Consider the following 13,832-nt stretch of genomic DNA (forward strand, 5'->3'; position numbering starts at 1 on the left):
GGTAGATTCATTACATGTTTACCAGATCAATGATCCTAATAAAACGAATATCTTCTATTATATAAAGGAAGAGAGCCGGGCAAAATCGGCTCTCTCCTTATTACCCGAAGATGTACACGTTGAATCTATGTTACATCTTCGGCAGCTTCTTCAAATCAATCATAGCACGCGCCATAATGAGAGCAGCGTCGCCACGGAGCATATTCGCAGATGGCTGGAATACATAACCCTTCTTCGGATCAGATGGGTCAATCGGAACTCCTGTAATGAAGCCTTTCTTCGCGATAGCAAGTACCGCTGGCTGTGCATAGTAATCTATCTTGTCCGCATCTTGGAAATACTTCAACAGATCCTTGCGAACTTTATCACGCTTCGTCTCAAGCTTCATGTTCAAAGCTTTCGCAAGCATTACCGCTGCATCCTGACGGATAATCGAGTAGTCCCCACCAAATTCATTCGGTGAAACACCACGAACGATACCATCACGTGCAGCCGTCTCCACATAGCGGAAGTCCCACAGCTGATTCACATTAATCGTATTCATCTTATCAGCCGCTGGTACAACGACGTCATTGAAATGTTTCTTACCGTCATAATTCAATGGCATCTCTTTCGCACGGACAATCATACGAGTGAATTCACCACGAGATACATACATATCTGTACCAAACATGGAGAATGGATCAAATGGATTCATAACGCCTTTTGCAAATATCGTTTCAATGAAATCACGTGCATATGGATGTTGTACCACATCATGATAAGAGTAAGACATCTTACCAACAACATAGTATCCAAAGCGCGTAATTGGAACGGTTACGGTATGTTTCTTCGAATCTACAACACCGCCAATGTTCTCCCATTGCTGTAATTCCGAATCAAAACGGAACACACTCACAGTGCGACCACCATCATCGGTTACGTTTTTATCATAACTCAATGTCAATTTACCCGGTTTAGACATGATCAGTTCATTGCGCAGGTCGCGCTTATAGAACATCTCAATTGGCGAACCTGGATACTGATAAGGCTCAACACCATACTTAATTGGGTCATAAACAGACTCTGTCTTGATGTCATCCGCTTGACCTGGATCCATCCAAATAACTGGACCAGCCTTAATAAAGCGTTCAGGGAAGCTTGCTTCGAAAATGTTCTTTGCTTCTATCTTCGCCAAGTCATAGTTCGCAGGCTGATACTCAAATTCACGTCGATCTACTTCACCATCGAATGAATTCGCAATCGCGAACAGTAGGTTGTGACCACTAAATACTTGGTTTTTGAAGTTTTGCGGCACATTATAGTCGCGTCTTACGAGATTCGCACCTTTTTCGAAAGTCAAGTTCACAATTCCTTCAAATACCTTATGTGATTTTTTCATTGGCTCCATATACTGAGCCCCTGGAATTGACGTAGGTACGTACTTCACCGTAATCGTATTTTTGAAGGTATCCTTGCCTCTTGAAATGGCAATTTCTATTTTATTGTCTTTATTTGCTTTAAGTCCTACGACAAATGCACGATACGCATTTTCGTATGGCTTTTGTGTCTTGTCATAGCTTGGGTAGTAAATAATTTTTTCTGCTGGAATTTTATTAATAACTACCTTTTCTGCACCTGGCGAGTCAATAATGACTTCAACAAAGTTTTGGTTAACCACTCGCTTTTCAAGCGCTGGCTTCAAAATCGTGTAAGGCACATCTACTGGTACGACTTCCAGACGATATGTTGCACGAGGGCCACCTTCGCCACTGTTAAATACTGTCATGTTCATTGCGACAGGGGTTCCATCTCCCGGAAGACTTATGCCCTTAATAATAAAGCTAAAGTATTGTTTATCATTATCGTAGTACACCGATATGCCGTTAACTACTGCACTCGAATTGTACGTATCCCCATTTTTGTCGGTGAACATATTCTCCAGTGTCCACTCGATTTTACCTAATGGGTTTTTGTCGTTTTTCAATACAGGCGATTGGATGACCAATTTATAATTTTGAAGCTCATTTTTTGTAGTACCACTGCCCCGCAAGCTAGTAAGTTTTCCTTCAATTTCAGCTTTATTTTTTCCGAGATCAACAAAGTCGAATGTACCGTATACATTCATTTTTGCTTCACGAGTCAGATAAACGCTGCCTTTTTTCTCAAAGCGGGGGTCATTTGGCTTCGGATCTGGATACGTTGTGCTGTATGGATAGATTCCGTCTGTCTCAGGTGCTGGAATTACCGGTAAGTTAGTCGGAATGAGCGTTACTGTGATCGTGTTCTCGTAATGCGATTTTTGAGAACGGAATACAAATTTGATTTTGTTGTCTCCCATATACAACGCATCAAAGGCCTTTTGTGGGCTTACTAATTTGAACTGACTATTTGTTGTACCTTTGGCTAGTTCCAATGTTGTATTGTTGATACTGAAGAATACCGTTTGTTTCGGCCCTGAGTATTCGATCTCATTTTCGTTGGCAATATTGTAAATTTGACCCGCCAAGTCCTGCAATTCTTTCATAACTTGAGCTTGACGATTAGAATCTGTTGTGTCCGTATAAATTTTTTGGCCGTCAAATGCACCGTCGTATTTCACATATGGCCCGTACAAAAGTGTAACAGTTGCCGTATATGTTTCCGTGGAGCCATCCAAACGAAACACAATCGTCTGTTTACCTGTGCTTGGCAGCTTATCAATCAGATATACAACCCGGCTCATAGAAGTCGGCACCCCATTGATATTTTGAACCGTTACGTCCTCAGCAACAATCGTAGGGTTTAAATTGTAAGTATTAGGATCTTGTTTTTTGCCTAATGCGTCTGTTACAGATTCAATCGAAATTCTAGGACTGCTTCCATTAGGAACTAAAAATTGAATCGCAGCCGGCATGGAGAATAACTGCGCACCATCCAGCTTTCCGCCTTGCAACGCCACAGCTTCCCCTGGCGTCATTGTGTTGTTATATCCACTCAAATAATTAGCTGCGTAGATATATGGTTGGTTCGCATCCTTCAACAATACGGAAAATCCAGACATACTCTGCAATGAAGGAGTAGACAAAGCATAGTTCGTCGATGTCAATGTTAGGTTGGTACGCTTATTTTTTTGGACAGCGCCTGGTATTTCAAATGAGTACTCCACAAATTTCGGATTCGAGGAAACCTCAACCACATTCGTTGCATTTCCGTTTGTTTTATTACCGCTACCCGTTTCAATCATTTCATATGCAACACCCACGCTGGTTGGCTTCGCTTTGGTTGAATCGTAAGGGATAAGAACGCGCCCATAAATTACACCGTTGGTATTGGCAGTAATCGTAGGACTTTGCGATAAATCATATTTTGTTGTTCCGCCATTTTCCTTCATGTGAACATCATGGAACGTCACATCACCATTGAAAAATGCCACTTCTCTTGTTGTTTCAACCGATTGTGTGCCGTTAAATACTTTAATCTTAACTAAGTTCCGGCCTTGCTCAATGGCAATTGGAGAAGCAAAGAACGTCCAATCATTGCTTTTGGATACGCCGAAGGACCAGCTTCGTCCGTTCACTTCGATTTGTACCTTATCCGCATTCGGTGCTTTACCCGAGATGCTGACGTTCACCGACTTTTTCCCTTGGGAAGCATCGGAGTAAACAATTGTCGATTCATCTTCTTTTAAGTTATACACATTCCCATCCAAGGATACGGACATGTCGTACATCGTTGGACCATTGCGATACTCGATGAAGATGGAGTCATACACATCCGACATGCCTTGCAAGCCTTTGAATGTAACTTGGTTCAATCCAGGATACAACTGCAAATTATACAATTGGATTTTCGAACCATTGATCATAATGTTGGCCGTTTGGCCTTCACGTTTGTCGTTTTGATCCACTAAATATTTATCCGTCGCGGTTGGATCAGGATTCTTGTTCAGCTTGTACACGCTATAAGAGATCGAATTTCCGTTAACGCCATTCAATGTTCCCTCAAGCGTCACACGTTCACTATTTGTTATACGTGCAGATGTAGGAGAATACTGTTCATTCGGAAATACGAAGTGGTTGGCGCTTGCTGCGAATGCCGTCGATACTGCTGTACCGAGAGATGCCGGGATAAGCGTAACGACAAGCGCGAGCGTCAACAGTATGGATACCAGTTTCTTCAACGCTAATAGCCTCCTTATTATAGAACCGTAGTTGAGTTGCCTCCATCGGCTCGTTCTTACTTGTTATTTCTGTTATCGGCTAATTTCGTCCTAAATTTTAGTCAAAACTCCGAAGTTTGTATTGAGAACAGACAAAGAGAAGAGAAAGGACATTTACTGTGGTGCTCACGGAAGTAGAACTTTCAGAAGACTTTAGTTAAGAGGCACACATTGAGGGGAATTATTAAGCACTTAAAAATGATAAAAAGGAGATTTAACAGACCTACTTACAAGATACTTGTAGAGGTTCTTTTTGAGGTGTTTTTAAAAGGGAATAGCTAAGTAGTTGAATTGAATAGATCCACACTTCAATGGTTTACTAAAGAAGTTCATAAACGATCCTATATGAGGTTGTCAAGAAAGAGGAAAAATGACTCTATAGAAGGATTCTAATGGGTGATATAGAACCAGCAGCGCGACATAGAAGTACATATCATATCGAAAAGCATATTGGACACTATAGACGAGTATAAAAAAACCTTTGCCTCGAGTAGTTCAGGACAAGCCTGATCCATTCAAGAGCAAAGGTTACAACATACATTATAATTGCCTTCTTACTTCATCAAAGTCCCCATAAAAGACTTGTGGCTATCGTTATTTCGAACGTGATTCAGCGTGTACCTTCATGCGCAAGCGGTGCAGGATGTTCAGCATCGGCTTTCTTGTCTTACTTACGATACCAATCACTTCAGCCCCAAGCTGGAGCGATACGAGCAACACACAGATAACAACGAGCGTTACCCAGTTCGCATCATGCGATGCGGCTACGGATTGGATAACCGCCAGCAATCCGAAGAATGCAGCAATCCCGTAAATGATGAGCACTGTCTTGCGATGGCTGAAGCCCAGTTCGCGCAGGCAATGGTGCAAGTGACCTTTGTCTGGTGCGAAGATCGGCTTCTTCTGCAGCCAGCGGCGTACAATAGCGAAGAATGTATCGGACAGCGGCACACCAATAATAAGCAATGGTGTAATGAACGACATGATTGCAATCTGCTTGAAGCCCAGCATGGACAAGACAGCCAAGCTGAAGCCTAAAAACAAGGAACCGGAATCCCCCATAAAGATCTTAGCTGGGTGGAAGTTAAAGAAAAGGAATCCAATAATACTTCCAAGCAAGATCGCGCAGAGCAAGATGATTACCGGATTGCCCATAAAGATCGCCATGACGAGGATGGTAGCAATGGCAATAGCGGAAACACCAGCAGCCAGTCCGTCCAAGCCATCAATCAAATTAATTGCATTCGTCACACCAACGATCCAGAAGATCGTAAGCGGAATTGCAACCCATGTTTCAATAAATAAATATTTATCGCCAAACGGCACATTTACAAAGTCTACAGTTAAATCAAATCCGAATACCACGACACACGCAGCTACAATCTGACCGAGCAGTTTCGCTTTCGCGGACAGCTCAACACGATCATCCAGTGCACCAATCAGTATAATGATGGAGCCTCCGGCAAGCAGTGCCTTCACAAGATTCGCATCTCGCGATGAACCAAGCAGTGTATCAGGGATAAATAACATAAGTCCAAGCAGCGTCAGTACGAACGCCGCAAAAATAGCCAAACCACCCATGCGGGGCATGATGCGCGTATGCACTTTCCGCGCATTCGGTACGTCAACCGCACCTACTTTGATCGCAAACTTCTTCACTAAAGGCGTTAATCCTGTGGCAAGCAGCAGAGCTGCCAGGCAGCCACCAATTGCGTATACGGTCATCATCGGTAGTTTCAACCCCCATTTATGTTACCGGATCGAATTATACTCCGTTCAAAATGGAAACACCAATGCCGGATTCATGTGAAAACTTACGAAAATGAAAGATTAAGCGTCATTTTACTGCACTTTTGTGGGCTTATCTTTATCCCGCATCACTTTCCAAGCAAATTTAGGCAATGCCATCATTCGCATGAAGCGTTTCGGTTCCTTGACTAAGCGATACAGCCATTCAATACGCAGCTTCTGTACCCACATTGGTGCCCGCTTGGCCTTGCCTGAAATAACATCAAAGCTGCCCCCAACACCCATCATAAAGGGAACTTGCAGCTGTTGGCGATATTTTGCAATCCAAGGATCTTGTGTGTCGGCTCCGCGAGCAACGAACAATAAGTCAGGATTCGCCGCACGAACTTGTGCAATAACCTCTTCATCTTCATCACTTTTGAAAAAGCCATCTCGGTATCCGACAATGGAGATGGACGGATACTGTTCTTGTAACCGTTCTGCTGCCGCTTGAACCACCTCTGGAGCTGCACCCAAGAGATACACCTTCCACTTGCGCGGTTCACCCATCTTCAGCAGCTCATGCAGCAGATCGAAGCCCGTTACTCGTTCAACGACAGGATCACCGAACTTATTAGCTGCCCAGACAATGCCTGTTCCATCTGGAACAACCAAGTCCGCCTGCTTCATGACGGCCATATTCTTATCATTCTCCAAGGCGGCCATCACCATGATGGGATTCGCTGTAATCACCTGAATGGAGCGCCCAGCGTCAATATGATCAACAAGAAGCTTTACGGTATCTTCCATATTCAACTTGGAAAAGGGAATGCCGTAAATCGAAACCTTAGGTACATCCTTCATTTCTAACATATCACAAACCACCTTACGCCTTATGACGCAGCCATTGCACAATTTGTTGCGCTGGCTGTTCTGCTTCTTGCTTCAATAAAGTTATTGCTTTTTGATGTTTCTCGCGCCAGCCATCTACATCATCGAGCAAGCAGCACATATGAGATGCAGCACGAGCAGCATCTAGCTTGGCTGTTGTGCCAATCGCCTCTTCCTGCAGTCGATGCAGGAATTGGTCGATCTTCGGATCATAAGAAATACCCGCAAGAGGCACTTCTTGGGAGGCCGCATAAATGAGAGAATGCAATCGCATTCCGACTAACACCCGGCATTGACTTACTTCCTGCAGCATGGACTGAGGATGCTCAAGCGGAGCGCATAAGCTCATCACCGTGCCAGCTTCAGAAGCAGCAGGTGATGGGCCGCCGCACAATCCCTCTACTTCGGAAACCTTATCCTCAAGCTTCTTCATGACATAACGGGATGCCTCTTCATCACTTGCTCCATGGAACGGCAAAAACCGCAAATGGACTTTCCGCATCCGACTAAGCTGAAGCAGCATATCAGCGATCGCATCCATATCGGATCGATCTTGATTCCAGAATCGAAGGGAAACCCCAACATAGGGGCGGCCTGCCGCATCGAACCCTGTCCCATAATCGAGTGCGGGCTGCCCAGATGACGGCAACCGAAGACCCATTACTGGATCAGGTACAACATGGATCGCATCTTTGCCTACTCCCATTCGCATCAAAAGCTCTGCAGACTCACGATCACGTACAGACACATAAGCAGCTCGGTAAAATACGTGACGAATGTACGGATAGAAAGACTGGCGGTTTACCGGACCAACTCCTTGCGAATAAATGAACGTCGGCTTACGGAACCACTGTGCCAGTTTCAGCACACCTAAGTAATAAGGAATCGTCTTCGAACTGGTCGCATCCTGCAGCAAGCTTCCGCCGCCGCTAATCAACCCATCGCTGCTGCGAATCGCACCCAGCAAGGCTCCGGGCTTCATTCGATGCACAGCTTCTACCCCATACAACCGAGTCGTTGTCTCTGGATCACCAGACAATACGACAGGCTCGATTGCCATGCCAGCTTCTTCGCCAGCACGTTCCAAGGCGGTCAGTATCGACAACAGAACCGCCTCGTCACCACTATTATTGAATCCGTAATATCCGGACAGTACTATTCTTGTAGCTTTGGACGCCATGCATCCCAACACCTTTCAATGATAGTCCACACGAAAATGCCAATGATCCCGATAACCAGTCCAAGGCCAAGACCAAGGAGTGTACGAAGTGTCGACATGATGATCGGCGTATGGATATGAGCGAATGTATCAACCATGGACAACTGGCCGATAACCGCGATGATGAATGCATATAGAGCTATCCGATAACGATATGCTGCAAATGCCGCAATCAAGAACAACGGGTGCGCCATCAAGAACTCTTTATTTCGTGGCCGAACTCCCAACGTATTCTCAAGCAAGGAACGGAACGATTTTTCCAAGGAAGATACGTTACCTGCGTTCCCCGTACGCGACAGGTAGTACAATCCCACTACGCCCGCGACGCCAGCAGCCACGACCATCAATACCGTAACCGGCATCTTAAGCCAACGATTGGCTTCCTTCACAACAGAATCTCCACGGTAGAGGAAGATATACAATGCGGTAAGGCCAATCGGCAGGAAGTGCAGCAGACTGACTCCACGGAATTGAGTTATTACAAGGCTGTACGTAATGTTGTTAAGCAATGCAATGACGAACGGAATAGCCATCAGCGACAACACCGTCGTGCGCAAGAACAATCCAACCGATTTGCCAAAGCGAGCCTTGAAGCTTGTAACCGGAGGACTCATGTCCACTCTTCGAACAGCGAGCACCATCGCAATCGTTGGCGCACTTATCGCCACCCCAAGGGCAAGCACTTGCTCGAAGAAGGCTGGCTTCAATACGTACATTCCTGCGCTTCCAATCAAGCCCAGAACGAAGGCAGGAAGCATCACAGCCGGCACAAAATAAGAAAGCATCAGCGCGATTAATGCTACGCCGCCAATAACTACGATAATCTTCGCAATTTTCTGCCAAGAAGCGTCAAATACCGTAAATGGTTCAGCTGTACCCATTGTAAATCCGTTTTTCTCAATCGATGCAATTGCATCTCCAGGCTCTTTCAGTGTGTGAATCAGATTATCAATGGAAGTCACAATCTCAGACTTCTTCATATCTTTTTTCACACCTGCGTTCAAATAAATCATCCGAATATTGCGATCCTTCGTAGCAAGCGAGAAGCGATCAGCTAATACATCGATTTCATTGAATGACTCCTGATCGTTAATCGAATGAAGTCGAACTACATTATATTTCGTCAAATAAGCAAGCTTGTTCATCCCCTGCTGCGGCTTCTTCAAGCCTTCAATGGCAGCAATACCGATGTTGTGCTTATTCAATAGATCAGCAAAGCCTGTCAAACTTTTTTTCTCTGCATCATCATTAAAGCCTTTAACTGCATCGCCATCAAAGAGAATACGCGTTACGCCCAATGAATTGTAGTATTGCAGCAGCTCATCCATTTGCTCTTGATCATATTCCGAGCTGTCGGACAAACGCGGCATAATTGTATATCCTTTATCCACAAGCATCTGAATTGTGATTGGATCCTGTGGCATTGACTTCATTACTGCGGATTCAACCGGAGTTTCCAAGATCAATCCATTGTGGCCTTCATACTGCCACGTACGAACCTCTACACCCAAACGAAGGAAAGTCTTCTCAATCATAGGAGAAAGCTTCTGTTCGTTCTCAGATGTCGTGAACAAAAGATATGTATAATTTTCATTCAGAGGCGGAAGCTTCTTCTGCAGCGTTGCTGCATCGCTAGAGTTGTAAATCAACAATCTTCGTGCGGACTTCATATCCGACAAATTGCTTTCGAACAACGCCATCGTGTGAACGCCTGCATCTTTTAAGCGTCCCAACTGCTCATCAATAAATTCATTTGGCTTGGGCATCAGCGCAGACATATCGACCAAATTACGATAATTGAATACAATTTCAACCTTATTCGCCGACTGTTCTGTCTGTACGCGCTGCACTGCTACAGGAATAGCAGCTACCAGTCCGACAATGACCACAAGCCATAGCCACTTTTTCATTTGTCGGTTCCATTTCTCTACCTGTTGAAACACTTGTTTCCCTCCTTAAGCCATTCCGAATACATCATCATGTGGAATATCACAATGCTTCTATCGTGCATCATTCGATGAGTTCCGAGTCCATTCGACACCGATGGCACACAGCTAATGTTCAGCTCCGGTTATCCTTAGAATAACCGAACTCTCTGCATTCATTGCAAATGATTCCACCTATGCTGTATTCTACTCGCGATCCGACAATGCGAACATTAATTCACCTTCAGCAACGACCTTATCGCCAACCTTGGCTGTAGCCTGTCCCTTGCCGATCGTCCCCTTCAATCGTGTAATCTCTACTGTAAGTGTAAGCGTATCGCCAGGTACGACTTGTCCACGAAAACGGAAATTGTCGATTCCAGCAAAGAAAGCAAGTTTCCCTTGATTTTGCTCCAATTTCAAAATAGCTACTGCACCAACCTGTGCGAGCGCTTCAACAATGAGAACTCCCGGCATAACCGGATAACCAGGGAAGTGACCTGCAAAATGCGGCTCGTTCATTGTAACATTCTTAATTCCGACGGCACGCTTGCCTTCTTCTACTTCAAGAATACGATCAACGAGCAGAAAAGGGTAACGGTGTGGAATAATTTCCTGGATTTGCTCAACTGTCAACATAATGCAATCTCCTCTCTTCCTCTGCCGTATAGGACGACAGCTATGCGTCAATACTAAGATCATCCTTCATGACTGCAGGCCTGAAGGTTGAGATAAGGGGCTTCCCGCAGCTTCGGCTGTTCGGGGAGCTCTCTTCTTAGAATCAGAATGCGCAACTTCCATGCAAGTCATTCTGTCTTAGCAAGACACGTAAAGACAAGTAACTTGAACGTAAAACAAATGATGAATCGTCATCAAGGTAAAAATAAACATTTCTTTCGTTGTCCCACAAGAGACATGCCTGCATCATATCCGATGCTCAGCTTCTGCCTCTTCCTTGCGATTGATTCGAATAAACAAGAGCGCATACATAAAGGATGTAAGGAATGAGAATACGATAACCACCCATAAGAGCTCAACTGCATAAGTCCATTGGAAGTAGACGAACAGGATCGCGATATAATAGAAGACTGTCGTCAATTTCCCCATCCAATTCGCAGGCACTGTCTTCTTTCCCTTGAAATGAAATAAAGCGGAACATGCAATCATCCCTGCATCTCGAATCAGCATCGCTACAGCAGCCATCCATGGCATATCTCCAGACCATAGCAAAGAAAACATGACGGTCAACATCATAAGCTTATCTGCCAATGGATCCAACATCATGCCGATATTCGTTACTAAATTATGTTTGCGCGCGATATACCCGTCCAGAATATCGGTCAGTCCAGCGAGCAACCAAACTCCGAATGCGGCGTACCGCTCACCTATGAAGAACAAAGCCACATATACGGGGATGAGAACGAATCGAATCATCGTCAACATATTCGGTAAATTCAACCTCAAAACCCCCAGTTCCCCCCATTTTCATTGTTCCTCCAACTCATTATACATGCCCGAAAACAAAAATGAAACTTTATCAAATCGTATAGCTCCCTATAGCCCTCAAGGGGGGAGCGATGACGGACAAAGTCCTTTCGGCCACCAAACAAGCAAAAAATCCCCACAAAGTGGGGACTCCGCTATCCGAACACAAGTTGGAACAAGTGTGTCCATGTGTTTATATTCAGTGCATCTGTAAAAGAGCCCTTACCTAACACGACAAATCCGGCAACCATTCCGCCGAATGTGGCTAGCACGCATAACAGTGGGACAATAGCCAGTCGAAAAATCCACTTCCCTGCCTTCGAACGACGAACCGGCTTCTGCTGAGGTGGCTGAGGTTCTTCCTGCTCCACCTCAGACGCTGGCTTAGCAGCATCCTTACCTTTGCGCAGACGCTGCTTGCGCCGCTCTTCGAATACTGGCTGCTGAGCAGGCTTGCCCACTACCGGCAATTCCTCATGAACGTCGGATTCGGCCTCCGTCTTCGTCTCCACATCCTCTGGTTCCGAGCCGGAATGAGAGCGGTGCAGACGCGCTAACGATATATCCTGTTGCAGCGGCTCGTACTCATAATCGAGCAGCTTCTTGTCTTTCCCTTCTTGGTCACTCATTATCTCACCTGCTTCGTTTACGCGCGAAGGTTATTCGCAAGCCCCCACATCGCGTCTCCGGAAGTCAAGGCCCGAGCGGACATCTGATACGCTCGCTGCGCTTGAATCAAGTCATTCATCTCGTCGATCAGCGATACATTCGATTGCTCAATCATGCCTTGCCGAACGTGAACCGCTTGGTTTTGTGTAAGATCAAGATCCTCCACAATAGCATTGCGGTTCGTATTTGGGGCCATTACGTAATAGTTGTTCTCTGTCTGAATAAGGAGTTCTGGGCTGATCGGCTTTACTACCTTCAGCGTAGCGATCGGATTCGGAACAACCGTCAAGCCGTTCTTCGTCGCGAATACTTGCCCCTTGTCATTAACCTGTATCTCTTGATCCAGTCCAATTCGGATCTCAGCGCCGTCTTTGTCCAGCACCTTATCCCCTTGAGCCGTCACAAGCACCTTTTCCTTCGTATTCGGATCAATCGTGTAATGAAAACCGCCTTCTCGAATCCAAGCAGATTGACCATTGTCCAGTTCGAGCTCGAATAGCGCGTTGCCTTCCAACGCAAAATCCGTACTTACACCTGTTTGCTTCAATGCCCCTTGCGTGAAGTCTCGACTTAATGCAGTCAAATAAGATCCATAGCCAAGCGTATATCCCATCGGGGTCGCTCTTCCTGGTTGGCGGTAATCCTTATCATGCTGTCTTACATTCGTAAGCACATCAGCGAATGTCGCTGACTTCCGCTTATAACCGTTCGTATTTAAGTTCGCCATATTGTCCGCGACGATATCCAGCTTGCGCTGAATGCCATTCATCGAAGAGGCTGCAGAAATCATAGACTGGTTCATATCGTTCCTCCTATTCTAAGCGCTTAGACGCGCCCTACCTCATTGACCGTCTTTTCCAGCGTCTTATCAAAGAATTGAACGACTTTCTGATTCGCCTCATAGGCACGGAATGCCGTCATCATATCCGTCATCGATTGCGTAGGATCTACATTAGAACGCTCCAAATAACCTTGTTGTACCTGAATTTGCTGTTGATCACCAGCTGTCCACGCGACTGCTGCTGCTTGCCCAGCCCCTGTTGCGTCCAGTCGGAAGCGGCCATTCCCCGTCCGAATAAGCTGATTCGGATTGTCGATACGGGAAATGAGCAGATCTGCCCCTCCAATCGCAGCGTTCGTTCGCGCATCATACATCCGGCCTGTCCCATCCAGTTTGATATCATCTATCGACGCATTCGCCGGCAATACAATTGGAGCTTGGTTCCGGTTCAGCACAAGTGCTCCGTCTGCCGTCGTCAGCTCATGGCGGGCATTCAAGCGAAAATGGCCATCACGCGTAAAACGCAACTCATTGCCTTCCCGAACCGTAAAGAATGCTTCCGGCTTATAAACAATATTGCCTTGCGCATCCCGTCCCTTGCCTGAAGCATCAAAGACCACGCCCGGGACGCCCAAATCCGTCAATAATGCAAAGTCGCCTGATTGATTCGTCTGCATCAGATCGCCTTGGCTGAACAGCATACGGCTCTCTTCCGCGAATACCCCTGTATTCAAGCGGCCAATGGTACGACCTGCCCCTTTATCTCCGCCCTGTAAGGACAGCATCATCTCAGGAAATGAACGCACTGCCCCTGTTACTGACTTGAACCCGGGCGTATTGATATTCGTTATATTATTCGTAACCGTATCATGCCGCCGTTGTTGGGTCATCATGCCCGAGGCAGCTGTATATAAACCTCTAATCATGTCGTTTCCTCCCGATCTGTCAAAGCAT

Annotated in this window: 10 protein-coding genes; all 10 read right to left on the bottom strand. The window is 45.7% G+C overall.

The window, feature by feature from the left end; genetic code table 11:
- Positions 1–130: 130 nt before the first annotated feature.
- The 10 genes from RQP50_RS26755 to RQP50_RS26800 all read right to left on the bottom strand — a co-directional run bounded on the left by RQP50_RS26755 (position 131) and on the right by RQP50_RS26800 (position 13,804).
- Complete coding sequence (locus RQP50_RS26755; protein ID WP_315747250.1) at positions 131–4,141, bottom strand: S-layer homology domain-containing protein; 4,011 nt, start codon at positions 4,139–4,141, stop codon at positions 131–133.
- Positions 4,142–4,774: 633 nt separating this feature from the next.
- Positions 4,775–5,908 carry an MraY family glycosyltransferase gene (locus RQP50_RS26760; protein WP_268624079.1) on the bottom strand — a complete coding sequence of 378 codons (1,134 nt, stop codon included), beginning with the start codon at positions 5,906–5,908 and terminating at the stop codon, positions 4,775–4,777.
- A gap of 114 nt (positions 5,909–6,022) precedes the next feature.
- Positions 6,023–6,781: a WecB/TagA/CpsF family glycosyltransferase gene (locus RQP50_RS26765; RefSeq protein ID WP_021257144.1), complete on the bottom strand. Its 759-nt coding sequence runs from the start codon at positions 6,779–6,781 to the stop codon at positions 6,023–6,025.
- A gap of 13 nt (positions 6,782–6,794) precedes the next feature.
- A complete protein-coding gene (gene csaB, locus RQP50_RS26770; protein ID WP_315747251.1) occupies positions 6,795–7,979 on the bottom strand; it encodes a polysaccharide pyruvyl transferase CsaB in 1,185 nt (394 codons plus the stop codon).
- Complete coding sequence (locus RQP50_RS26775) at positions 7,955–9,961, bottom strand: DUF5693 family protein (protein ID WP_315747252.1); 2,007 nt, start codon at positions 9,959–9,961, stop codon at positions 7,955–7,957. The genes csaB and RQP50_RS26775 overlap by 25 nt, the downstream gene beginning before the upstream one ends.
- A 189-nt stretch (positions 9,962–10,150) precedes the next feature.
- A complete protein-coding gene (gene fabZ / locus RQP50_RS26780) occupies positions 10,151–10,582 on the bottom strand; it encodes a 3-hydroxyacyl-ACP dehydratase FabZ (RefSeq protein ID WP_021257147.1) in 432 nt (143 codons plus the stop codon).
- 285 nt (positions 10,583–10,867) lie between these two features.
- A complete protein-coding gene (locus RQP50_RS26785; RefSeq protein ID WP_072729063.1) occupies positions 10,868–11,401 on the bottom strand; it encodes a CDP-alcohol phosphatidyltransferase family protein in 534 nt (177 codons plus the stop codon).
- Between the two features lie 182 nt (positions 11,402–11,583).
- Entirely contained in the window at positions 11,584–12,057 is a 474-nt protein-coding gene (locus RQP50_RS26790; RefSeq protein ID WP_083545107.1) for a DNA-directed RNA polymerase subunit beta, read from the bottom strand.
- 17 nt (positions 12,058–12,074) lie between these two features.
- Complete coding sequence (locus RQP50_RS26795) at positions 12,075–12,899, bottom strand: flagellar hook-basal body protein (RefSeq protein WP_315747253.1); 825 nt, start codon at positions 12,897–12,899, stop codon at positions 12,075–12,077.
- Between the two features lie 23 nt (positions 12,900–12,922).
- Entirely contained in the window at positions 12,923–13,804 is an 882-nt protein-coding gene (locus RQP50_RS26800) for a flagellar hook-basal body protein (RefSeq protein ID WP_315747254.1), read from the bottom strand.
- Positions 13,805–13,832 lie beyond the last annotated feature (28 nt).

It is taken from the genome of Paenibacillus suaedae (genome assembly GCF_032337355.1).
Taxonomy (GTDB): Bacteria; Bacillota; Bacilli; order Paenibacillales; family Paenibacillaceae; genus Paenibacillus_B; species Paenibacillus_B suaedae.

Excerpts from the sequence above, each read along its gene's own strand:
- RQP50_RS26760 (WP_268624079.1), bottom strand. The coding sequence starts at position 5,908 with ATGATGACCGTATACGCAATTGGTGGCTGCCTGGCAGCTCTGCTGCTT.
- RQP50_RS26765 (WP_021257144.1), bottom strand. The coding sequence starts at position 6,781 with ATGTTAGAAATGAAGGATGTACCTAAGGTTTCGATTTACGGCATTCCC.
- csaB (WP_315747251.1), bottom strand. The coding sequence starts at position 7,979 with ATGGCGTCCAAAGCTACAAGAATAGTACTGTCCGGATATTACGGATTC.
- fabZ (WP_021257147.1), bottom strand. The coding sequence starts at position 10,582 with ATGTTGACAGTTGAGCAAATCCAGGAAATTATTCCACACCGTTACCCT.
- RQP50_RS26790 (WP_083545107.1), bottom strand. The coding sequence starts at position 12,057 with ATGAGTGACCAAGAAGGGAAAGACAAGAAGCTGCTCGATTATGAGTAC.
- RQP50_RS26795 (WP_315747253.1), bottom strand. The coding sequence starts at position 12,899 with ATGAACCAGTCTATGATTTCTGCAGCCTCTTCGATGAATGGCATTCAG.
- RQP50_RS26800 (WP_315747254.1), bottom strand. The coding sequence starts at position 13,804 with ATGATTAGAGGTTTATATACAGCTGCCTCGGGCATGATGACCCAACAA.